The following is a 21,571-nucleotide window of genomic DNA, read 5'->3' as shown; positions in this document are numbered from 1 at the left end:
TTGCATGGATGATAATATAGATAATGTGGCGGCGCTTTTTACGCGCTCTGATGGTGCCTATGTGTTTGCCCGCTGGGGATGCCCGATCGTGCCGGTGGTTTTCGGCGTTGATGACGCGACGCTTGCGGTCTTCAAGGGTGCCATCGAAGCGGTCGTGGCACTGGCCAACCACACGATCGACGAGACGGATATGGCGTTGTCAGGGGCCAACCTGATGGTCTTTTTCTGCCGTGACTGGGCCGAACTGCGCGCCGTGCCGCATCTGGACCAGTTGGTGCCCGATCTGGGGCCGTTGGTGGATAAACTGCAGGCGGCGGGCGCCAATCAGTACCGTATTTTCCGGTTCGACCCGGCGGGCGGCATCAAGGCGGCGTTTGTGTTTTTGCGCATGGACGCTCATTTGGAAACCGTTGCGGCGGATACGCTGGCGCTTAGCCAAGCCGTGCAGACGATTGTCTTGTGGTCCGATACTGCGTTTGACGCGAAGGCGCCGCTGGCGATGATTTCGGGTCATGCGGTGCTGCGCCCCGAGATTGCGGATGTGGTCCGGGCGGCCTATGATCCTGTCATGCCATCTGCGGCGCGGGACGCGAGCCATGCGTTGCGCCTTGCTGCGAGGATAACCCGCCCGTCATGACACACCGTTTTCCCATCCGCGTCTATTACGAAGACACCGATCTGGCGGGTATCGTCTATTACGCCAACTACCTGAAGTTCATTGAGCGCGCGCGCAGTGAATGGGTCCGCGAACTGGGCATTGATCAGGTCGAGATGAAGGCGGAGGGCCTTGTTTTTGCCGTGCGCCGGGTCGAAGCGGATTATCTGTTGCCTGCAAAATTTGATGACCAGCTGATCGTCGAGACAACGATGGACGAAGGATCGGGTGTGCGGCTTGTGGTTCGCCAAGAGGTGAAGCGCGCGGATGTTTCGCTGTTTGTAGCGATCGTGACGATCGTTTGCATCCAGGCAAACGGTGCTGTGGCGCGGCTGCCGGCGGCGATCCGCCGTTCGGTACACTGAAATTCCGGTCATTTCGCAGAAGTGATGTGGGATTGGTTGGATTTCCCGAATTGTTTGCTTTAACGTCTTGCGTAATGAGAGCCCAAAATCGGGCCTAGAGGCAGAGCAGGCACATGGAAGCAGCAACCGACTTTACAATGTGGGCGCTATTTGCGCGTGCAACGATTACCGTCAAACTGGTCATGATCCTGCTGATGGCAGCGTCGGTCTGGTGCTGGGCGGTGATTATCGAAAAGGCCATTCAATACCGCAAAGCCCGCGCCGAGGCAGAGGTGTTCGACCGCGCCTTTTGGTCAGGAGAGCCGTTGGACGCCTTGTTCGACAAGATCGGGGCCGATCCGGATGGACCTTCGCAAAAGATATTTGTGGCGGGCATGTTGGAGTGGCGCCGGTCACACCGTCAGGATGGCGGCCTGATCGCGGGTGCGACGGCCCGGATTGACCGGTCGATGGATGTGGCAATCGCCAAGGAAGCCGCGAAATTGCAAAAGGGTTTGCCAGTCTTGGCGACGGTTGGGTCGACGGCCCCGTTTGTGGGGCTGTTCGGGACCGTTTGGGGGATCATGAATGCGTTCATCGAGATCGCGCAGGCGCAGAATACGAACCTTGCTGTTGTGGCACCGGGCATCGCAGAGGCGTTGCTGGCCACTGGTCTGGGTCTGATGGCCGCCATTCCGGCGGTGATATTCTATAACAAGCTGTCTTCGGATAGTGATCGGATTGTGGCGGGCTACGAGGCGTTTGCCGATGAGTTCGCCACGATTCTAAGCCGCCAATTGGATAGCTGATATGGGTGCCGGTGTCATGAAATCAGACGGAGGTGGGGGCAGGCGCCGCCGCCGCAGGTCTGGCCGCACGCAGCCGATGTCTGAAATCAACGTCACGCCGTTCGTCGATGTGATGCTGGTGCTGTTGATCGTGTTTATGGTGGCCGCGCCGTTGCTGACTGTGGGGGTTCCCGTCGAACTGCCCAAGACCGCAGCAAGCGCGCTGCCGGGCGACGAGGAAGAGCCGTTGACCGTGACCATCACCGCCGCTGGTATTGTGATGATCCAGGAAACCGAAACGGCACCTGCGGAATTGGTGGCCAAGCTGCAAGCGATTGCGGCAGAGCGAACCAGCGACCGCATTTTCCTGCGGGCTGACGGGTCGAATGCATGGAACAAGGTGGCCGAAATCATGGGCGCGTTGAATGCCGGTGGCTTTTCCAACATCGGGCTGGTCACGGACGTCGGCGGGCCGACGTTTGATGGTTCTGACGGGTAATCATGAAGGGGCCGGGCATCTATATTTCTGCAATCGGCCATATCGGGCTGATTGGCTGGTTGATCCTTGGGTGGGGGTTTGATGCCGACCCTTTGCCGATCGACCCTATTCCGTTTACCACGATCAGCGGTGACGCCTTTGCCGATATGATGGCAGCGCGAACGCCGAAACCTGCCGATGCAGAGCCGACAGCCCTGCCGCAGCCGGTGGTCGATGACACGCCGCCCCCGCCGCCCGCGCAGGTGGCAACCCCGACGCCCGCCCCGACGCCTGATCCGGTTGCGCCGCCAGTGGCCGAAAATCCGCCGCCGCCGCCGCCCCCGCCATTGGTCACCGAGGCGACGGATGTGCCGCCGGTCGCGCCCGCGCCGCCGCCAGCCCCGCCGCCGTCGCCGCAGCTTGAGGTTAGCCAGCGCCCGACGCCGCGTCAGGCCGACCGCATTGCCGCGACCCCATCCGCGCCGGCCCCGCCCGATGCGCAGGTCGCGGATGTCGCGCAGCAGGAAACGGTTCCGGATGCCGCCGCTGATCCAGAGGTGGTATTGGACGCCACACAGGCAACCGCTCCGCCGGAGACGACGACCGAGATTGTGACCGAAGCCGAGAAGCCGTCGGGGGCGGTTGAAACATCGGTCCGTCCGCAATCGCGCCCGTCGCGCCCGACGCCGCCGGTATCGACGCCGCCGCAAGAGACACCGCCACAAGAGACACCGCCGCAAGAGACACCGCCGACACCGGCAGATCCGCCAGCCGTCGTTGCGCAAGACGACATTGACAATCTGCTGGCCGAATTGTCCGACGATACGCCGTCACAGACCCCGACTGCCGCCCCTGCGGTGCCAGCCGGACCGCCGATGACGGGCGCGGAAAACGATGGTTTCCGGGTGTCCGTACAGTCGTGTTGGAATGTGGGTGGTATGAGCTCGGCTGCGCAGCAAGTGACGATCACCGTCGCGTTCGATCTGACCACGGACCGCAAGGTTGATGGCGATGTGCGGCAGGTTTCGGCATCGGGCGGTGACGCGCAGGCGATTGCCGTTGCGTTCCGCACGGCGCGTTCCGCGATATTCCAATGCCAGAATCGCGGGGCGGGTTTTACGTTGCCCAGCGACAAATACGAGCAGTGGCGAGAGGTGGAGCTGACGTTTGACCCCAGCGGGATGCGGTTGCGTTAGGCGAAGTTACGCGCAGTTGATGTGATTTCGGTTCACATGGCTGCTATGAAGGACAATGTGGGCATGCTTCGGGCGATACCCGGACACGCAGAGTGGGGCGAAAATGATGAAACGATTTCTGACACTGTTGGTGGCCTTGATGTTGGCCGGGCCGGTTCTGGCGCAGGGCGGTCCGTTGCGGCTGACCATTACGGACGGCGTGATCGAGCCGATCCCGTTTGCCTTGCCCAGTTTTCAGGCCGAAAGCCTTGAGGCGCAGCAGGCGGCGGCGGATATATCGCGGCTTGTCGTGCAGGATTTGGCGGGGACGGGGTTGTTTCGCGAAGTGCCGGCGACCGCGTTTATTTCGCAGGTCAGTTCATTTGCGCAGCCGATTGCCTATGCCGATTGGCGCGCGATCAATGCGCAGGCGTTGATTACGGGCGCGGTGACGGTCACCGGCAGCCAGCTGGTGGTCAAGTTCCGCCTGTATGATGTGTTCTCGGGGGCCGAATTGGGCGGTGGGTTGCAGTTTGCAGGTACGACGCAAGGCTGGCGACGGATGGGCCATAAAGTGGCCGACGCGGTTTACAGCCGGATCACCGGTGAGGGTGGCTATTTTGACAGCCGCATCGTGCTGGTGTCCGAAGCGGGACCCAAGGACAACCGCCAAAAGCGCCTTGCGATCATGGATTATGATGGCGCGAACCTGCAGTTTCTGACCGACAGCAGTGCCATTGTGCTGGCGCCCCGGTTTTCGCCCAATGGCGACCGTGTGCTTTACACCAGCTTTGAAAGCGGTTTCCCCCGGATCAATGTGCTGGACGTCGCGAATGTCGGGCAGCAGCAGTTACCGACCGCACAGGGCGAGATGGCATTCAGCCCCCGGTTTTCACGTGACGGACGGCAGGTGATTTACAGTCTGTCAAATGGTGGCAACACCGACATTTACCGCACCGATCTGGGGACCGGGCAACATGTGCGCCTGACCTCGGCGCCGTCAATTGAAACCGCGCCCAGCCTGTCGCCAAACGGTGATCAGATTGTGTTTGAGAGCGACCGGTCGGGCACGCAGCAGTTATATATCATGTCCGCAAATGGCGGCGAGGCGCGCCGGATTTCGTTTGGTGAGGGGCGCTATGGCACGCCGGTCTGGTCGCCTCGAGGGGATCTTGTTGCGTTTACCAAGCAAAATGCGGGCCGGTTCCATATTGGCGTGATGCGCACCGACGGTTCCGAAGAGCGGTTGCTGACGTCGTCGTTTCTGGATGAAGGCCCGACGTGGGCACCCAATGGCCGCGTGATCATGTTTAGCCGTGAAACCCAAGGGGCAGGCGGCACGTCTTCGCTGTATTCGGTCGATATTTCGGGGCGGAACCTGAAGGCGGTGCCCGTGCAGAGCGGGGCGTCCGATCCGTCATGGGGCCCGTTGCAGCAGTAACAGATGTATAATTCCCCAACGGGCAAAGCCATGCTATGTTGGAAAAAACGAGCAGATAAAAACAGGAATGAACCGATGAAATTGATGACAAAAGCGACTGCGATCCTTTTGGTGCTGGCCATGGCGGCCTGTACAAATCCCGACCGTTTTGGTGGTGGTGGTGGTGGTGGTGGTGGTGGTGGTGCGGATGGCGGCGTGGGTGCTGGCGCCGGCGCAAATGCGGGTGCCGGGATGCTGGGATCGGCCAGCGATCCGGCAAGCCCGGAGTTCTTTAATCAGGCAATCGGCGATCGGGTGCTGTTTGCGGTCGATACCTCCACCTTGACGGACCAAGGCAAGAGCATTCTGGACGGACAGGCCCAGTGGTTGCTGACCAATGCCGACTACCGTGCGATCATCGAAGGCCATGCCGATGAGCAGGGCACCCGCGAATACAACCTTGCGCTTGGCTTTCGCCGGGCCAATGCGGTGCGTGAATATCTGGTGTCGCGCGGGGTCCCGTCGGCCCGTCTGGAAGTGACCAGCTATGGCAAGGAGCGCCCGATCGAGGTGTGTTCCCAAGAGGCGTGCTATGCCAAGAACCGGCGCGCTGTGACCGTTCTGTCGTTTGCACGGCTCAGCTAAATTACCGGGAAGGACCATCATGTTGTATCGCATTGCCGTTATCTGCGCCTTGGCGCTGGCGCCGTTGCCGGCGCTGGCGCAAGAAGAAACGCTGGCCGATATCCGTCAACAGCTGACGGTTCTGTATGTGGATGTGCAGCGCCTGCGGCGTGAATTGTCGACGACGGGTGGTTTGAATGCGGGTGTCGTGGGCAGTACGCCGCTTGATCGTTTGAACGCGATTGAGGCCGAGTTGCAGCGCCTGACATCCAAGACCGAACAACTGGAGTTCCGGGTGAACCGGATCACCGTGGATGGCACCAACCGCATTGGCGATCTTGAGTTCCGCCTGTGCGAGCTGGAAGCAAATTGCGATATCGCCAATCTGGGTGACACACCGTCACTGGGCGGTGTTGATAACGGCGCCGATGTCCCGTCGGCCAATCCGCCGCCTGCGACGGGCGGTCCGGCGCTGGCGATTGGTGAACAAAGTGATTTTGAGCGGGCGCAGGCGGCGCTCGCTTCGGGTGACTTTCGCGGCGCCGCTGACCAGCTTGCGACCTTTGCCGCGACCTATCCCGGTAGCCCGCTAGCGGCGCAGTCCGACTATTTGCGCGGTGAAGCGCTGGAAGGTCTGGGCGAAATGACCGAGGCCGCGCGGGCGTATCTGGCGGCGTTTTCCAGTGAGCCGACCGGGATAAAGGCTCCCGATGCTTTGTTCAAGCTGGGTGCGTCGCTGGGCGCGATTGGCCAGACGCAGGATGCGTGTCTGACGCTGGCCGAGGTTGACGTGCGTTTCCCCGGCAATCCGACGGTGTTTGATGCGCAGCTGGAAATGCAAAAGCTGGGATGTCAGTAGACACCGATATCAGCGCCCGTTTTCGCGCGGCAGTCGATCAATGTGACGTTGCAAAAATTGGCCTTGCCGTATCCGGCGGGGGCGATTCGATTGCGATGATGCAGCTTGCCGCGCGGGTGTGTGACCGATCTCGCCTGCATGTTGTCACGGTGGATCATGGTCTGCGCCCGGAGGCTGCGGATGAAATCGCAGTGGTCGCGGCGCAGGCCGATGCGCTGGGTTTGCCGCATTGTGTCTTGCGCTGGCACTGGGATGGCACCGGCAATTTGCAGGCGGCTGCACGGGTTGGCCGCTGGCGCGCGATGGTTGCATGGGCGCAGCACGCGCATGTGGGCGCGGTTTTTCTGGGCCATACCGAAGACGATCAGGTCGAAACGATCTTGATGCGACTGGCGCGGGGGTCGGGTGTGGATGGGTTGGCGGCCATGTCGCGTGATGCGCCCCGCGACGGCATGCGGGTCCTGCGGCCGTTGTTGGATATCTCGCGGCAGGATTTGCGCGATTGGCTGGCGGCCAACGGGATTGGGTGGTGCGACGACCCCAGCAACGACGACACCCGGTATGACCGCGTTCGCGCCCGACAGATGCTGGGCCATTTGCAGGACCTTGGGTTGACCCGCAAGCGGCTGTTGCAGACCGCAGACCACATGCGCGCCGCGCGTAAGTCGCTGCAAATTGCAGCGCGGGAATTTGCGGAACGCCATGTGCATCAGGACGTTGGCGATTTGGTTTTTGACCCTGTCGCGCTTGACCTCGAGGGCGCGGATGTGCCGCGCCGGGTGATGGCGGCGGCGCTGTCGTGGGTTGGCGGCAATGCCTATCGCCCCCGGTTCGCGCCGATGTTGGACAGTGTGGCGCGCGCCTGCGCGGGACATGCGGTGACGCTGGCGGGCTGCGTCCTGCTGCCGCAAAAGGACGGCACGCTGCGGGTGACCCGCGAGGCGGCAGCGACGCAGGCCCGGATTGTGCGCAGCGCCGATCTGCCGGACGCGGATGGCATCAGGTGGGATCGCCGGTGGGTGATCGGTGGTCCGCTGGCGCCTGACCTTCGGATTGCGGCGCTTGGCGATGGTGTGGGGCAGTGCCCGGACTGGCGCGCAGCGGGGATGCAGCGCGTTGCGCTTGTGGCGACGCCTGCGGTTTGGCAGGGCGATGCGCTGATCGCGGCGCCAATCGCGGGTTTTGGCAATGGCTGGACCGCGCGGATTGTCGCGGATTTTCATTCTGCGGCGTTTGGCATTGAAGATTAAGGTTTTGCCTCTATTTTAGAGGAAATGTTTATGGCGCGACTCTGTCGCTCCAATTCCCGAACTAAAGGAGTCCCCCCCCTTGGGCAACGCGCGTAACGTCGTATTCTGGGTCGTCTTGTTCCTTATGGTGCTGGCGCTTTTCAACCTGTTCAGCAACCCACCCGGTACAACCGCCACAGACACCAAAAGCTATTCCGAGTTTGTGCAGGCCGTCGAGGATGGCCTGGTCACGGATGTCGTCATTGACGGTGAGCGGGTCCGCTATGCCGAGGGTGGCCGCAGCTATTCCACGATCAAGCCGCAAGATGCTGAAATCACAAATCTTTTGATTGATCGAAACGTCCCTGTTGAGGCGCGCAGCCAAGAACAGTCGGTGTTCCAGTCATTCATTCTGAGCATTCTTCCGTTCCTTCTTTTGATCGGGGTATGGATTTATTTCATGAACCGGATGCAGGGCGGCGGCAAAGGCGGTGCGATGGGCTTTGGCAAATCGCGCGCGAAGCTTTTGACCGAAAAGCAGGGTCGCGTGACGTTTGATGACGTGGCCGGTATCGACGAGGCCAAGGAAGAGCTGGAAGAGATCGTCGAGTTCCTGCGCAATCCGCAGAAATTCTCGCGGCTTGGCGGTAAAATTCCGAAAGGTGCGCTGCTTGTCGGTCCCCCGGGCACGGGTAAAACGCTGCTGGCGCGTGCGATTGCAGGCGAGGCCGGTGTGCCGTTCTTTACGATTTCGGGGTCCGATTTTGTGGAAATGTTCGTGGGTGTCGGTGCATCGCGTGTGCGCGACATGTTCGAGCAGGCCAAGAAGAACGCCCCATGCATCGTGTTTATCGACGAAATCGACGCGGTGGGCCGTTCGCGCGGTGTGGGTATCGGCGGCGGCAATGACGAGCGTGAACAGACGCTGAACCAGCTTTTGGTCGAGATGGACGGTTTTGAGGCCAATGAGGGCGTGATCATCGTGGCGGCAACCAACCGTCGGGATGTGCTGGACCCCGCGCTGTTGCGTCCGGGCCGGTTCGACCGTCAGATCACCGTGCCGAACCCCGATATCAAAGGGCGTGAAAAGATTTTGGGCGTGCATGCGCGTAAAATCCCGCTGGGTCCCGATGTCGATCTGCGGATCATCGCACGCGGCTCTCCGGGTTTTTCGGGTGCGGATTTGGCGAACCTTGTTAACGAGGCCGCGTTGATGGCAGCCCGCGTCGGGCGACGCTTTGTCACGATGATTGATTTTGAATCCGCCAAGGACAAGGTCATGATGGGTCCCGAGCGGCGGTCGATGGTGATGACAGCCGAGCAGAAGGAAATGACCGCCTATCACGAGGCTGGCCACGCGATTGTGGGGATTTCCCTGCCGAAGTGTGACCCGGTTTACAAGGCGACGATCATTCCGCGCGGCGGCGCATTGGGCATGGTGATGAGCCTGCCGGAGATGGATCGTTTGAACATGTTCAAGGACGAATGCCATCAGCGTTTGGCGATGACGATGGCCGGTAAGGCCGCCGAGATCATCAAATACGGTGCCGATCAGGTCAGCAACGGCCCGGCAGGTGACATTCAGCAGGCTAGCCAGTTGGCGCGTGCGATGGTCCTGCGCTGGGGTATGTCGGACAAGGTCGGCAATATCGACTATGCCGAGGCCCACGAAGGGTATCAGGGCAACACCGCCGGTCTGTCCGTGTCTGCCAACACCAAAGAGACGATCGAGGAAGAGGTGCGCGGATTTATCCAGGACGGTTATGATCTGGCCTTTAAGATCATCACCGAGAAGAACGACGAGTTTGAGCGTTTGGCGCAGGGTTTGCTTGAGTATGAAACCCTGACCGGCGATGAGATCAAACGCGTGATGGCGGGTGAACCGCCGCATCTGTCGGATGATGCGAACGATGCGCCGCCCTCTGGTGGATCATCGGTTACCGCGATCCCGAAGACCAAACCGAAAAAGCCCCGTGCGCCTGATGGCGGGATGGAGCCGGAACCTTCGGTCTGAAACCAGAAAACGCCGCCCTGATCGGGGCGGCGTTTTTCTTTTGGGCGACGTCTTGTGATTACTGAATTGATTGCGGGCCGTCGGATGGGGTAGCCATCGGGAAAAGCCACAGACACGAGGGATTGCCATGCCTGCGTTGAAGCCTACCGACATCATCGGGGAAATCGTCTGGATTGGTTCGGTCGCGGATCGGGGGGCTTCGCTGCGCTCTGACTCGATGACCGAGGCCGCGCTGACCTATGCGGGCATTCCCGGCGAGGCCCATGGCGGGCTGACCCGTGCATCATGTTCGCGCGTGGTAAGCCAGCATCGCAAGGGGACGGAGATCCGCAATGTGCGCCAACTGTGCGTCATGTCCGCCGAGGAGTTGGCAGAGATCGCCACCACTTGCGGGTTAGAGGCGTTCGACCCGGCACTGGCGGGCGCGTCACTGGTCATCAGGGGCATCCCCGATTTCACGCATCTGCCGCCGTCGTCCCGATTGCAGACGCCCGATGGTGCCACGCTTGTCATTGATATGGAAAACCGGCCCTGCCATTTGCCTGCAAGGGTCATCAATGCCGACCACCCCGGCGCTGGAGATGCGTTCAAAGCGGCCGCGAAGGGCAAGCGCGGTGTCACGGCGTGGGTCGAGCGCGCGGGGGTGCTGCGCATTGGTGATGCGGTGCGGCTGCATGTGCCCGACCAACGCGCATGGCGGCCATAGGTTTCCCATCCGACACATGTGATGCAGTTCCCGCCGATTCCGGGGGTAATTATGTCGTAATCGCCGTGCGCGTCGTCCTGCCGCACGGCTAGAAGCGAAGTGAACAAGAATGGCAGATGCCGCCACTAGGGAAGTCTTTCATGGAATATAAGTCAGATATCGCGATCGCGCGCGCCGCGCAAAAACGCCCCATCCAGGAGATCGGCGCGATACTGGGTATCGAAAGCGACGATCTGGTGCCTTATGGGCACGACAAGGCGAAGGTCAGCCAGCGGTTTATCGACAGCGTGCAGGACCGTGCCGATGGCAAGCTTATCCTGGTCACGGCGATCAATCCGACACCTGCGGGCGAGGGTAAGACGACCACGACCGTTGGTCTGGGTGACGGGCTGAATGCGATTGGCAAGAAGGCGGCGATTTGTATTCGAGAGGCGTCGCTTGGCCCGTGCTTTGGGATGAAGGGCGGCGCTGCGGGCGGCGGCTATGCCCAAGTGGTGCCGATGGAGGACATGAACCTGCATTTTACCGGGGACTTTCACGCCATCACATCGGCGCACAACCTGCTGTCTGCGATGATTGATAACCATATTTATTGGGGCAACGAACTGGACATCGACATTCGCCGTGTCGTGTGGCGCCGTGTGCTGGATATGAATGATCGGGCGTTGCGGCAGATCACGTCATCGCTTGGCGGTGTGGCGAATGGGTTCCCGCGCGAAACGGGATTTGACATCACGGTCGCCTCTGAGGTGATGGCGATCTTGTGTTTGGCGCGCAATCTGGGCGACCTGCAAACGCGACTGGGCGATATTATCGTTGCGTATCGCCGGGATCGCACCCCGGTTTATTGCCGCGATCTGAAGGCAGATGGCGCGATGACCGTACTGCTGAAGGATGCGATGCAGCCCAACCTCGTGCAGACGCTGGAAAACAACCCCGCATTCGTCCATGGTGGTCCGTTCGCGAATATCGCGCATGGCTGCAATTCGGTGACGGCGACGACGACCGCGCTGAAGCTGGCGGATTATGTGGTGACAGAGGCCGGTTTTGGGGCCGATCTGGGCGCCGAGAAGTTCATGAACATCAAATGCCGCAAGGCAGGCATTGCGCCGTCTTGTGTGGTGTTGGTGGCCACGGTGCGCGCCATGAAGATGAACGGTGGCGTCGCTAAGGTGGATTTGGGCACGGAAAATGTTGACGCAGTGAATGCCGGTTGCGCCAACCTTGGGCGCCACATCGAGAACGTGAAGTCGTTTGGTGTGCCCGTCGTCGTGGCGATCAACCATTTTGTCACGGATACCGAGGCCGAGGTGGCTGCGGTGCAGGCATATGTAGCAACGCAAGGGTCCGAGGCGATATTGTGCAAGCATTGGGCGCTTGGGTCCGAAGGTATCACGGCGTTGGCGACCCGCGTGGCCGAGATTGCAGACGCAGGCGAGGCGAATTTTGCACCGATCTATCCCGATGAGATGAGCCTGTTTGACAAGATCGACACGATTGCCAAGCGGATCTACCGCGCGGATGAGGTGATTGCCGATACCAAGATCCGCGATCAGCTCAGGCAGTGGGAAGAGCAGGGCTATGGTCATCTGCCGGTCTGTATGGCCAAGACGCAGTATAGTTTTTCGACCGATCCGAACCTGCGCGGCGCGCCGGTCGGGCATTCGGTTCCGGTCCGCGAAGTCCGGCTGAGCGCCGGTGCGGGGTTCATCGTCGTGATTTGCGGAGAGATCATGACAATGCCGGGTCTACCGCGTGTCCCATCGGCGGAACAGATCATGTTGAATGCGGACGGCCAGATTGAAGGGTTGTTCTAGGCGACTGCTTGCAAAGATACGGGGTTGGGGGCATGAACACGCTGTCCCCACACCCCCCCGGGTAAATTTGGCGGCGCGCTGGCATGTTGGCCCCGATGGCGGCCTTTGGGCCGGGCATTGATGCATGTCATCGTGTCGTGCTGCTGGCCCGTCGGGGCGGCAGATGGTGAACAGAAATTAGAGGTGCGATATGACGGCGCAGGTAATTGACGGCAAGGTATTCGCGGCAAAGGTACGCGCAAAGGTGGCGGATCACGTGGCGCGGCTGAAGGCGGATCATGGGATCACGCCCGGCCTTGCGGTTGTTCTGGTCGGTGAAGACCCGGCAAGTCAGGTTTATGTCCGCTCAAAGGGGAAAATGACGGTCGAGGTTGGCATGGCCTCGGTCGAGCATCGGCTGGCCGTTGACACGTCCGAGGCGGAGCTTCTGGCGCTGATTGATCAGCTGAACAGCGATCCGGCGATCCACGGTATTTTGGTGCAATTGCCGCTGCCCGCGCATCTGGACAGTGATTTGGTGATCAACAGTATTGATCCGGTCAAGGATGTGGATGGCTTTCATATCTCGAACGTGGGTCTGTTGGGGACCGGCCAGAAAAGCATGGTGCCGTGTACGCCGCTGGGCTGTTTGATGATGTTGCGCGAGCATCATGGCAACCTTTCGGGGATGAATGCGGTTGTGATTGGTCGCAGTAATATCGTGGGCAAGCCGATGGCGCAGTTGCTGTTGGGGGATAGCTGTACGGTGACCATCGCGCATAGCCGGACGAAAGACCTGCCCGGTGTCGTCGGTAGGGCGGATATCGTGGTGGCGGCGGTGGGGCGCCCGCAAATGGTCACCGGTGACTGGATCAAGCCGGGTGCGACGGTGATTGATGTGGGTATCAACCGCATCGAAAAGCCTGATGGCGGCACCCGGTTGGTGGGCGATGTCGAATATGAAAGCTGCGCCGCCGTCGCCGGGGCGATCACGCCAGTCCCCGGTGGGGTCGGGCCGATGACAATCGCCTGCCTGCTGGCTAATACGGTAACCGCGTGCTGTCGCGCGAATGGACTGCCCGAACCGGAAGGGTTGACGGTTTAGCAACAATATCGTGTTATTTGAAATACTGTTTCAGTCTCAAGACTTTCCTGAATTGTATTTCGCAGGCACATATACGTCATGAATAGATTCATCCTTAGTGCGGTGTCGTCTTTTTTCGCGCGGCCGATCTGGGTGTTTCTGCTTGGCGTATCCGTTATCTTGGCGCTGATCGGCCCATTCGGGACGTTTGAGACGATGCCGCTTGACGTCAGGTTGGTCTATTGGGCCGCGATGATGGTCAGTGCGCATATCTTTGTAAGCCTGTCGCAGCTGATTGTGGATCGGTTGTTTGCGCAGGCATCACCGCTGCGATGGCAGATGCTGATGGTTGCGGTTTTTACCGTCATGTTTGCGCCGGTTGTCTGGCTGCAAAACGGGCTGTTTACGGATGAATATCGCAGTATTGCGGGCTTTTTCTTTGTTGCGGTGAACGTGCTGGGCGTCACGGCGGCGATAGGGTTCTTGACGTATTTCATGGTCGGTGACGATGCGGGGGGGCGAGGGCGGTTGTATGCGCGGCTGCCGCAGGAAACCGCCGGGTCGATTGTGCGGCTCACGGTGAATGATCATTATGTTGAAGTACACATGGATGATGGCGTGAGGCACCGCATTTTGATGCGTCTTGCTGATGCGGTGAGCGAGATGGACGCCACGCCGGGGTTTTACACGCACCGGTCACATTGGGTCGCTGCGGCGCATGTAGTGGGGGCCGTGCGCGAGGATAATCGCGACTATCTGCTGTTGCACGGTGGTGCGAAGGTGCCGGTTACGAAGACCTACCGCGAACACGTGGAGGCGGCGGGTTTTCTGTAATCGGAACCGCGACGGCTTTTTTGCCGGTCAGTACGGCGATCGGGTGCGGACCAAAAAGCCGCCGCAGGTCTGGCGCATCGCTGGACAGACCGCCGGTGTAGGCCCCATAAGCGGGCAAAACCATCCGCGATTGATCGTATAGAAATGCGGGCCTGCTGCGCCCGGCAACGCGGTGTTTGGGGTGGTAATGGCCCGACACCTCGGCGGGGGTATCTGTGGCGATGTGTCGGAACGTCAGGGTGCCGATGGCGATATGGGCAAGGTGTGTGCCGCCAATGTCCATCGGGCCGGGGTCGTGGTTGCCTTCTATCCAAATCCATTTGCGGCCCGCCTGAAGTTTGGTCAGCCAGAGGCGCATGTCATCGGGCAGGCTGTGCGCTGCGTCGGGGTCATCAAAGCTGTCGCCAAGGCAGATCAGCGTTTGGGGGGCCGTGGCGTGGATATCGGTTTCGAGCTTTTCCAGCGTTTCGTGGATTTCATAGGGCGGTAGCATGACACCGCTGCGCCGTGCGATCCGGTCGGATTTTCCCAAATGCAGGTCCGAGACACAAAGTGTATCGTGGTCCGGCAGGTGCAGCGCGCCTGAGGGGCGTGCGACGCAGCGGGTTGCGCAGAAGGTAAAGCTGTGGCTATCCATGGTTGGGTTCTTGATCGACTGCGCGCGATTGATCAAGCGTCAAAGGGCGCTGACACCCGCCGCCGTCATCAACTGCAATGCAGCTTCTTCCAGCAATCTGTCCTGCGCCGCACCGGCCAGCGCCACGCGCCCCACCTCTAGAAACAGCGGCGCGGCGAGGGGGGTCACCCGGTCAAGGATCATATGATCAACGCGGCCCGCAGACCGGGCAAGCATTTCCTCGATCCGGCCAAAGTCGACAAGACCGCGCATCGCCTCTTCGCGGGTGATTTGCAGCATCAGATGGTCGGGGTCGTATTTCGCCAGCGTGTCATACAAGATGTCAGAGGAAAAAGCCGCCTGCCGCCCGGTTTTGCGCGCTTGGGGCAGGTTGCGTTCGATCAGCCCCGCGATGGTGGCGGCCCCGCGAAACGTGCGTTTCATCACCGCATTGCCCGAAAGCCACTGCGTGAACCCGGCGCGCAGGTCCGGGGCGCGAAACAGCGGGGCGGGGTCGGTGACCGGATCAAGGCCCCAGATGAGCGTGGCGTAATCGGTGGCAACAAAGCCCAGCGGGTGCAGGTTCATTTCCTCCATGCGCTGGGTCAGCAGCATCCCGAGGGTCTGCATCGCGTTGCGCCCGGCAAACCCATAGACGCAGATGTGGTGGCGCCCCTCATGGGGGAAGCTTTCGACAAGGATGCGGTCGGCTTGGGGCAGTTTGGAAAATTGCCGTTGCAGGCCCAGCCAATCGGCGGTGTGCGCGGGCAGTTCGGGCCAGCTGTCTTGCTGCAGCATCCGCAGGATACGCTGGGATAGCTGTGTCGAATTGGCAAATTTCGTGCCCATGAAGGTGGCGATCCTGGGCGTTTTGTCAGCACGGCGCGTTACCTCAACCGTCATTTCGCGCAGGCGTTCATAGCACACGACCTGACCGCCGATCAAAAAAGTGTCGCCTTGGGTCAGGGTCGCTGCAAATGATTCCTCGACCTCGCCCAGCGGCTTGAACCCGCCCTTCAACCGGACCTTGAGCGTGTCGGTATCCTGAATGGTGCCTATATTCATCCTGATGCGTTGGGCCGCGCGCGGGTCGCGCAGTTGCCACTTGCCATCCGCCGTTTGCAGAAGTCGTTTCCATTTGTCATAGGCGCGCAGGGCGTAGCCGCCGGTGGCGCAAAAATCCAGACAATCATCAAAGGCGGCGCGGGTCAGGGCGCTATAGGCACCCACGGCCGTGACTTCGTTGAACAGGTCGTTGGCGTCGAAAGGGCCGGCGCAGGCGGTTATCAGGATGTGCTGGCACAGCACGTCGCGGGGGCCGGGCCCCTGTGGGTCGCCGTCAAGGTCATGGGCTTTGACGGCCTCCAAGGCTGCGACGCATTCGACGACCTCGAAACGGTTGGCGGGGACCAACAGGGCCTTGGAAGGTGCATTATAGCGGTGATTGGCGCGACCGATCCGCTGGACCAGCCGTTTGACGTTCTTGGGCGCGCCGATCTGGATCACCAGATCGACATCGCCCCAGTCGATGCCAAGGTCCAGCGAGCCGGTGCAAACGATGGCGCGCAGGTGGCCGGCGACCATCGCCGCCTCGACCCTTTCACGCTGTTCACGGGCGAGTGAGCCGTGGTGGATGCCAATCGGCAGATCGTCGGTATTGGCCAGCCAAAGATTGTGGAAAAAGATTTCTGCCTGTGCGCGTGTATTGTGGAAAATCAGCGTCGTTTTGTGTTGGCGTACCTGTTCCAGCACGGCGGGAATGGCGTATTTTGCACCGCCGCCGGTCCAAGGTGGGCGTGCGTCCGTCGTGAGCATGGCGATGTCAGGGGCCGGACCGGGATCCGCGTTGATAATTTCGCAGGGATCGGGGTGTCGGGCGAGCGTGCGGGCGATGGCTGCCGGGTCTTCGACCGTAGCGGACAGGCCGACGCGCCGCAGGTCGGGTGCCAGCGTTTGCAGACGGCTAAGAGCGAGCATCAACTGGTCGCCGCGTTTGCTTTCGGCAAGGGCGTGGATTTCATCGACGATGATCCGTTTCAGGCCTTTGAAGATACGTGGGGCATCTTCGTAGCTGGTCAGCAGCGCCAGCGATTCGGGGGTTGTCAGCAGGATATGCGGCGGGTCGGCGCGTTGCCTGCGTTTCTGGGTATACGATGTGTCGCCGGTGCGGTCCTCGATGCGGATCGGCAGGTTCATGTCGTCCACGGGCGTGCGTAGATTGCGTTTGATGTCAGCCGCCAATGCCTTGAGCGGGGAGATATAGAGCGTGTGCAGCCCGCGGTGTTGCCCATCAGCAAGCGCGGCAAGCGTGGGCAAAAAACCGGCCAGCGTTTTGCCGCCGCCGGTCGGCGCGATCAACAGGAGCGCGGGTGCATCGGCCCGGTCAAGCATCGCCTGCTGATGTGGGTGGATATCCCAGCCGCGCGTGGAAAACCATGTCTGAAAGATCGGTGGCAGGGCGGTCATGGGGCTAAGGTGGACATTTGCACCGGAGGTTCAAGGCCCGCGTTGCCCCGGTCAGCGCACGCCAGACAAAAAAGGTTCCCGGCACTACAGCAGGGAGCCCGTCTCTTGGGAATGGTCGCAGAGGGTCAACGCAGAATTTCATCTTCTTTGACGAACATGTTTGCCCATGCGCGATCCATCAGTTCCGGTGTCATCTGGTAGGGGATGCCTTCGAATTCGCAGATCGAAATCATCTGATCAATCAGAAAGATTGGCTGATAGTTCGCGTAGACATTGTCGATTTCGGGATAGCGCACGTTCAGCAGGTGGATCAGCGTTTCTTCATCCAAGGGCATTTTGCGTTTGCGCGCGACCATCGCAAAGATTTTCAGGTAGTCTTCCTGATTTGGCCCGTCGATCTTGATCTTGTAGAAAATACGGCGCAGGGCGGCTTTGTCGAAGATCGCGTTGGGGTGGAAGTTGGTCGAGAAGATCACGAGCGTGTCAAAGGGCACCTCGAATTTTTCACCGGATTGCAGGGCAAGGGTGTCCTTGTTTTCTTCCAAAGGCACGATCCAGCGGTTCACCAGCGTCTGTGGCGGTTCAGCCTGACGGCCAAGGTCGTCCACGATGAAGATGCCGCCGGTCGATTTCAACTGCAGCGGCGCCTGATAGGTCCGCGCGACGGGGTTATAAACAAGGTCAAGCATCGACAGCGACAGTTCACCGCCGGTGATCACGGTTGGTCGTTCACAGCGGACATAGCGGGTGTCAAAGCGGCCAAAGGTCCGGCGCAGGCTGTTGGGATCGTCGATATCGTCTTCGGCCGCGCTGTGCACGATGGGGTCATAGACGGTAATGACCTGACCGGAATATTCGATCGAACGCGGCACGTAAATCTTGTCACCAAGCGCGTCACGAATGCCGTTCGAGATGGACGATTTCCCGTTGCCCGGTGGACCGTACATCAAGATTGAGCGACCGGCGCTGACGGCGGGACCAAGGTTGGACAGCAGATCCTCGGGCAGGACAAGGTGGCCCATTGCGGTGGACAGTTGATCGCGCGTGATCTGGATGTTGCGGATCGACTGACGTTTGATCTGTTCGCTGTAAACCGCGAGCGGCACGGGCATGGCGCCGTAATATTCAGATTGGTTCAACGCATCAAGCGCGAGCGCGCGCCCGGCATCCGTAAGCTGATAGCCCATTTCGTTGCCGTTGTTGGCATTCAGCGTGCCTGTCGCCTCGACCAGAAGCTGGCTGCGCACCAGATCGACAAGTTCCTGCGTAACGGGTATCGGCAGACATATTGCCCGGCTCAGCGTGGAGACCAGATCAAGGTTCATGCGGAACATGGTCTTAATCAGGATGTCGCGCATCATCGCAAGAGGAAGCTGCATGGCTTCAAGGCTGCGCGGTGCCGGAGGCGCCATGACACCGGAGGTTTGCATGTTCATTTCGATCCGCCCCTATCGACACCAAAAATTCGCGAAACAGTTCGCGTTGTTAACGATACATTGCAGCCTATTATGGCGAAATAGTGAACAAAGATGTCCCAGTCCAAGGCATTATCAAACGATCTAGCGGTAGACTGCGACCAAAACCAGATAGAAGACCAATGTCATGCTGAGCGGGAACCCCATTGGAAATCGCTTGCCGGTTTTCCAGCTGTCCCAGTCAGGCACGGCCTTGTGCAGCGGCGTGTATCTGGCCAGTCGATGCGTCGCGAACCCACCCAGCAGACATGCCGCAAACAAGATCAGGACGAACCGCAGGTCCGACAGTGCGAACATTGGCGCCGCAGCTGCGATGAATTTGGCATCGCCCGCGCCCATCACGCGTGCGGCATTCAGTAAAATACCGACAACCAGCATGACAATCAGGTGCGACCATTGCCAAAGGTAGGTTTGAACTGGCAAGGCGATCAGGCCCAAAACGGCATAGCTGATGACCAGCGCATAGACCGCCTTGTTGGGGATCTTCATCGCGCTCATATCGCTCCACGAGACGTAGATGGCGATGGGAATGACCGCAGGCAGAAACCAGAAAGCCGCTTGTGCTGTCAATCCCATCAACCTTAGTTCGTCACGTTGTTTTCAAGCGCCTGAAGCGCGCGCACGGCTTCGGGGAAATACTGTGGATGGGTTTCGATCGCTTCGTTCAGCAGCGATTTTCCGATGGTGACGTCATTTTGCTTGATCGCGGCTAGGGCCATCGTGTGCAGCAGTTGCGCGCGTTCCACCTGAGTCATTGGCACGACAGGCAGCGTGTAGTTGCGTTGCGCGCCGCGGGCCAGAACCAGATTGTTCTTCGCGGTGAACATGCCGCTGTTGAACCGCAATGCGTCAACAAACAACCGCTCGGCGGCCTGATAATCGCCGCGCGTCAGCTTGGAAAAACCCCAGTTGTTATAGACCGTGGCAGGCCGTGTCGTGAGGCCGACGGCGGTTTCATAAAAGCTGTCCGCCTTGTCCCACTGCTGTTTGCTGTCGGCGACCATCGCCTCGAGGCGGTAGCGTTTGAATGTCTCGTATGTGGGTGGCACGGTGTTGAGGGTCGCGGCAGCGTCATCCCAGCGATTGTTGCGCACCATGGCGTCTGCCAGATCGACCCGGTCAATGCTTTCAGCCTCTGGATGGGCGACGACGGCCTCCCATGCGCCTATCGCATCTGCATTGCGACGCGCACGGACCAGTGATTTCGCAAGGCCGCGTTGCAGATCAATCCGACCGGGATCATTCGCATTGGCCTTGGCGAAATAGCTGACGGCTTCGTCTGGGTCGCCAACTGTCAACATGACATCGTTAAGGTTGGTTTCATCGACGACGTTCAGGTCCTGCAGGGCCCGCTCGACCTCTGCATCACCGGATTTTCCACAAGCGGACAGGCTTATCGCCGCCGCGCATAGCGTCAAGAAGATTGGATGGCGCATGTTGCTGCGTCCTTTTGCTGCTCTTGCCTTACAATGCCGTCAGGAGAACAAAGTCGCCTGTACCCCGACGGATCAGATTGTAGTTCTGATTTTCGTCTAGCACATTATCGCCCGGATTTTCCAAATTTGCGAGTGCTAAGCGTAAATTGTCGCGGATTTCATCGGAATTCCCGTTGTCTGCGGCAAATGCGCGGCGGAACACCTCGCTTGCTTCCGAAATCTCGCCTTTTTCCATCAAAATCACGCCAAGATTGTTCCATGCAGGGGGGAAATCGGGGTCTTCTTCGGTGGCCCGGCGCAACCAGCGTTCCGCCTGACCCAGCCGCCCCAACTGGAGGTTCGCTGAGCCGATGGCCGAAAGCGTATCGACATTCAAACCCTGTTGGGCCGCCGCACGGGTATAGGCCTTGAGCGCGAGTTCGTATTCACCGGCGCCCATCAGTCTGTGACCGATGATCAACCCGTCAATATCTGACTTGCCGGCAATGCCCGGCGCAAAGACCTCGTCCTTGGAACGATCAAAACCGCCTGAAGAACAGGCGGTCAAGATGACGAGGATCAGGCCGTAAAACGCCCGCTTGCGGTACATTGTCTTAACTGGCCCCAGCGAGATTGGACATGATGGAGTAGATGGATGGGCCGATCAGGATGGCCATCAACGGCGGCAATGTTAACATCATCGTCGCCAATGTCATTTTGGTCGGCAGTTTGTTGGCTGCTTCTTCGGCGCGCATGACGCGTTTATCGCGCATCTCCGACGCATAGACCCGCAGGGCATCCGCAATGGACGTACCAAACTGTTGGGATTGTACCAGCACGGTCACGAAACTTGAAATGTCCTGTACGCCAGCGCGTTCTGACATGTCCTTGAGAACGGAGTTCTTGTCCTTGCCTGCTTTTACTTCCTGGCTCACCGTTTCAAACTCTTCTGCGAGTTCGGGAAAGCCAGCCTTGAGTTCGCGGGCCACACGCATGATGGATTGATCCATGGATTGACCGGCTTCGACGCAGACAAGCATCAAATCAAGGCTGTCGGGGAAGCCGTTTATAATGGCCTCTTTGCGCATGGCCTGACGGCGGGTGACCCAGTATTTGGGCAGGACATAACCGATGCCACCCGGTATCATGACGGTCATCGCCAATTCCTGGGTGCCGATGTCGCCCTGTGTCATCTTGAACAGGGCAAACGCGCCGCCGCCAACCAGACCGAAGATGCCAAGGGAAAATTGCAGAAAGTGGTAGATACGGACCGCATTCTTGCCCCGATAACCCGCTTGCAACAGCTTGAGTTTGACAGCCGAATATTCTTCGGCGTTCTGGGGTTCCAGAAAATTGGAGTATTTTTTCAGCTTGTCCTTGCTGGACGCCGCACGCAGTTTTTCACCCTTGGCGGCTTTTGCCGTGGTCTGCCGGCTGCTTGCCTTGAGCTTGTCCAGCGGATCAACCTCGCGCTTGAGCAGGACGGGCAGGGTGATCAGGATCATAAATACCCCGAGCAGACCGACAACCATCAATGGTCCGAAAGGGCCAAGGTTATCGGTGATGATGGTCTTGAGGGCTTCAAATGTCATA

21 protein-coding genes are annotated in these 21,571 nt (G+C 59.8%); 14 read left to right on the top strand and 7 right to left on the bottom strand.

Features of this window, described 5'->3' with window-relative positions; translation table 11 throughout:
* Positions 1–4 precede the first annotated feature (4 nt).
* From QZ196_RS02745 to QZ196_RS02680, 14 genes are all read left to right on the top strand, one after another.
* On the top strand, positions 5–637 hold the full coding sequence (locus QZ196_RS02745) for a hypothetical protein (protein WP_296423646.1): 633 nt from the start codon (positions 5–7) through the stop codon (positions 635–637).
* On the top strand, positions 634–1,020 hold the full coding sequence (gene ybgC / locus QZ196_RS02740; protein WP_296423644.1) for a tol-pal system-associated acyl-CoA thioesterase: 387 nt from the start codon (positions 634–636) through the stop codon (positions 1,018–1,020). The genes QZ196_RS02745 and ybgC overlap by 4 nt, the downstream gene beginning before the upstream one ends.
* Positions 1,021–1,133: 113 nt before the next feature.
* Positions 1,134–1,808 carry a protein TolQ gene (tolQ, locus tag QZ196_RS02735; RefSeq protein ID WP_296423642.1) on the top strand — a complete coding sequence of 225 codons (675 nt, stop codon included), beginning with the start codon at positions 1,134–1,136 and terminating at the stop codon, positions 1,806–1,808.
* A 1-nt stretch (position 1,809) separates the two neighbouring features.
* Positions 1,810–2,286 carry an ExbD/TolR family protein gene (locus QZ196_RS02730; RefSeq protein WP_296423640.1) on the top strand — a complete coding sequence of 159 codons (477 nt, stop codon included), beginning with the start codon at positions 1,810–1,812 and terminating at the stop codon, positions 2,284–2,286.
* A 2-nt stretch (positions 2,287–2,288) separates the two neighbouring features.
* On the top strand, positions 2,289–3,461 hold the full coding sequence (locus QZ196_RS02725; protein WP_296423638.1) for an energy transducer TonB: 1,173 nt from the start codon (positions 2,289–2,291) through the stop codon (positions 3,459–3,461).
* Between the two features lie 103 nt (positions 3,462–3,564).
* Positions 3,565–4,881, top strand: coding sequence for a Tol-Pal system beta propeller repeat protein TolB (gene tolB, locus QZ196_RS02720; protein ID WP_296423636.1), 1,317 nt, complete (start codon positions 3,565–3,567; stop codon positions 4,879–4,881).
* 75 nt (positions 4,882–4,956) lie between these two features.
* Positions 4,957–5,505, top strand: a complete 549-nt coding sequence (pal, locus tag QZ196_RS02715) for a peptidoglycan-associated lipoprotein Pal (RefSeq protein WP_296423634.1) — start codon at positions 4,957–4,959, stop codon at positions 5,503–5,505.
* Positions 5,506–5,524: 19 nt separating this feature from the next.
* Positions 5,525–6,343, top strand: a complete 819-nt coding sequence (ybgF, locus tag QZ196_RS02710) for a tol-pal system protein YbgF (RefSeq protein ID WP_296423632.1) — start codon at positions 5,525–5,527, stop codon at positions 6,341–6,343.
* Positions 6,334–7,593, top strand: coding sequence for a tRNA lysidine(34) synthetase TilS (gene tilS, locus QZ196_RS02705; protein ID WP_296423630.1), 1,260 nt, complete (start codon positions 6,334–6,336; stop codon positions 7,591–7,593). The genes ybgF and tilS overlap by 10 nt, the downstream gene beginning before the upstream one ends.
* A 79-nt stretch (positions 7,594–7,672) precedes the next feature.
* A complete protein-coding gene (gene ftsH, locus QZ196_RS02700; protein ID WP_296423628.1) occupies positions 7,673–9,586 on the top strand; it encodes an ATP-dependent zinc metalloprotease FtsH in 1,914 nt (637 codons plus the stop codon).
* A gap of 127 nt (positions 9,587–9,713) precedes the next feature.
* Entirely contained in the window at positions 9,714–10,292 is a 579-nt protein-coding gene (locus QZ196_RS02695) for an MOSC domain-containing protein (protein WP_296423626.1), read from the top strand.
* A 140-nt stretch (positions 10,293–10,432) separates the two neighbouring features.
* Entirely contained in the window at positions 10,433–12,109 is a 1,677-nt protein-coding gene (locus tag QZ196_RS02690) for a formate--tetrahydrofolate ligase (RefSeq protein WP_296423624.1), read from the top strand.
* Positions 12,110–12,299: 190 nt separating this feature from the next.
* Positions 12,300–13,193, top strand: a complete 894-nt coding sequence (gene folD, locus QZ196_RS02685; RefSeq protein ID WP_296423621.1) for a bifunctional methylenetetrahydrofolate dehydrogenase/methenyltetrahydrofolate cyclohydrolase FolD — start codon at positions 12,300–12,302, stop codon at positions 13,191–13,193.
* A 78-nt stretch (positions 13,194–13,271) separates the two neighbouring features.
* Entirely contained in the window at positions 13,272–14,006 is a 735-nt protein-coding gene (locus QZ196_RS02680) for a LytTR family DNA-binding domain-containing protein (protein WP_296423619.1), read from the top strand.
* Here QZ196_RS02680 and pdeM read toward each other — a convergent pair.
* The 7 genes from pdeM to QZ196_RS02645 form a co-directional block, all read right to left on the bottom strand.
* Positions 13,960–14,643, bottom strand: coding sequence for a ligase-associated DNA damage response endonuclease PdeM (pdeM, locus tag QZ196_RS02675; RefSeq protein WP_296423810.1), 684 nt, complete (start codon positions 14,641–14,643; stop codon positions 13,960–13,962). The two genes, QZ196_RS02680 and pdeM, sit on opposite strands and share 47 nt — an antisense overlap.
* A 39-nt stretch (positions 14,644–14,682) precedes the next feature.
* A complete protein-coding gene (locus tag QZ196_RS02670) occupies positions 14,683–17,088 on the bottom strand; it encodes a ligase-associated DNA damage response DEXH box helicase (protein WP_296423617.1) in 2,406 nt (801 codons plus the stop codon).
* A 125-nt stretch (positions 17,089–17,213) separates the two neighbouring features.
* Entirely contained in the window at positions 17,214–18,524 is a 1,311-nt protein-coding gene (locus QZ196_RS02665) for an ATPase (protein ID WP_296423615.1), read from the bottom strand.
* Between the two features lie 123 nt (positions 18,525–18,647).
* Positions 18,648–19,139 carry a prepilin peptidase gene (locus QZ196_RS02660; protein ID WP_296423613.1) on the bottom strand — a complete coding sequence of 164 codons (492 nt, stop codon included), beginning with the start codon at positions 19,137–19,139 and terminating at the stop codon, positions 18,648–18,650.
* A gap of 5 nt (positions 19,140–19,144) precedes the next feature.
* A complete protein-coding gene (locus tag QZ196_RS02655) occupies positions 19,145–19,999 on the bottom strand; it encodes a tetratricopeptide repeat protein (RefSeq protein ID WP_296423611.1) in 855 nt (284 codons plus the stop codon).
* A gap of 28 nt (positions 20,000–20,027) precedes the next feature.
* The gene (locus QZ196_RS02650; protein WP_296423609.1) at positions 20,028–20,588 is read right to left on the bottom strand and encodes a tetratricopeptide repeat protein; all 561 of its coding nucleotides are present in this window, start codon (positions 20,586–20,588) and stop codon (positions 20,028–20,030) included.
* 4 nt (positions 20,589–20,592) lie between these two features.
* Positions 20,593–21,570 carry a type II secretion system F family protein gene (locus tag QZ196_RS02645; RefSeq protein WP_296423607.1) on the bottom strand — a complete coding sequence of 326 codons (978 nt, stop codon included), beginning with the start codon at positions 21,568–21,570 and terminating at the stop codon, positions 20,593–20,595.
* Between the last annotated feature and the right edge of the window lies 1 nt (position 21,571).

Source organism: Yoonia sp. (assembly GCF_017854565.1).
Lineage (GTDB): Bacteria > Pseudomonadota > Alphaproteobacteria > Rhodobacterales > Rhodobacteraceae > Yoonia.
The sequence above is the reverse complement of the archived record's forward strand: the minus strand, read 5'-3'. Positions and strand labels throughout refer to the sequence as shown.

Excerpts from the sequence above, each read along its gene's own strand:
- QZ196_RS02745 (WP_296423646.1), top strand. The coding sequence starts at position 5 with ATGGATGATAATATAGATAATGTGGCGGCGCTTTTTACGCGCTCTGAT.
- ybgC (WP_296423644.1), top strand. The coding sequence starts at position 634 with ATGACACACCGTTTTCCCATCCGCGTCTATTACGAAGACACCGATCTG.
- tolQ (WP_296423642.1), top strand. The coding sequence starts at position 1,134 with ATGGAAGCAGCAACCGACTTTACAATGTGGGCGCTATTTGCGCGTGCA.
- QZ196_RS02730 (WP_296423640.1), top strand. The coding sequence starts at position 1,810 with ATGGGTGCCGGTGTCATGAAATCAGACGGAGGTGGGGGCAGGCGCCGC.
- QZ196_RS02725 (WP_296423638.1), top strand. The coding sequence starts at position 2,289 with ATGAAGGGGCCGGGCATCTATATTTCTGCAATCGGCCATATCGGGCTG.
- tolB (WP_296423636.1), top strand. The coding sequence starts at position 3,565 with ATGATGAAACGATTTCTGACACTGTTGGTGGCCTTGATGTTGGCCGGG.
- pal (WP_296423634.1), top strand. The coding sequence starts at position 4,957 with ATGAAATTGATGACAAAAGCGACTGCGATCCTTTTGGTGCTGGCCATG.
- ybgF (WP_296423632.1), top strand. The coding sequence starts at position 5,525 with ATGTTGTATCGCATTGCCGTTATCTGCGCCTTGGCGCTGGCGCCGTTG.
- tilS (WP_296423630.1), top strand. The coding sequence starts at position 6,334 with ATGTCAGTAGACACCGATATCAGCGCCCGTTTTCGCGCGGCAGTCGAT.
- QZ196_RS02695 (WP_296423626.1), top strand. The coding sequence starts at position 9,714 with ATGCCTGCGTTGAAGCCTACCGACATCATCGGGGAAATCGTCTGGATT.
- QZ196_RS02690 (WP_296423624.1), top strand. The coding sequence starts at position 10,433 with ATGGAATATAAGTCAGATATCGCGATCGCGCGCGCCGCGCAAAAACGC.
- folD (WP_296423621.1), top strand. The coding sequence starts at position 12,300 with ATGACGGCGCAGGTAATTGACGGCAAGGTATTCGCGGCAAAGGTACGC.
- QZ196_RS02680 (WP_296423619.1), top strand. The coding sequence starts at position 13,272 with ATGAATAGATTCATCCTTAGTGCGGTGTCGTCTTTTTTCGCGCGGCCG.
- pdeM (WP_296423810.1), bottom strand. The coding sequence starts at position 14,643 with ATGGATAGCCACAGCTTTACCTTCTGCGCAACCCGCTGCGTCGCACGC.
- QZ196_RS02670 (WP_296423617.1), bottom strand. The coding sequence starts at position 17,088 with ATGACCGCCCTGCCACCGATCTTTCAGACATGGTTTTCCACGCGCGGC.
- QZ196_RS02665 (WP_296423615.1), bottom strand. The coding sequence starts at position 18,524 with ATGAACATGCAAACCTCCGGTGTCATGGCGCCTCCGGCACCGCGCAGC.
- QZ196_RS02660 (WP_296423613.1), bottom strand. The coding sequence starts at position 19,139 with ATGGGATTGACAGCACAAGCGGCTTTCTGGTTTCTGCCTGCGGTCATT.
- QZ196_RS02655 (WP_296423611.1), bottom strand. The coding sequence starts at position 19,999 with ATGCGCCATCCAATCTTCTTGACGCTATGCGCGGCGGCGATAAGCCTG.
- QZ196_RS02650 (WP_296423609.1), bottom strand. The coding sequence starts at position 20,588 with ATGTACCGCAAGCGGGCGTTTTACGGCCTGATCCTCGTCATCTTGACC.
- QZ196_RS02645 (WP_296423607.1), bottom strand. The coding sequence starts at position 21,570 with ATGACATTTGAAGCCCTCAAGACCATCATCACCGATAACCTTGGCCCT.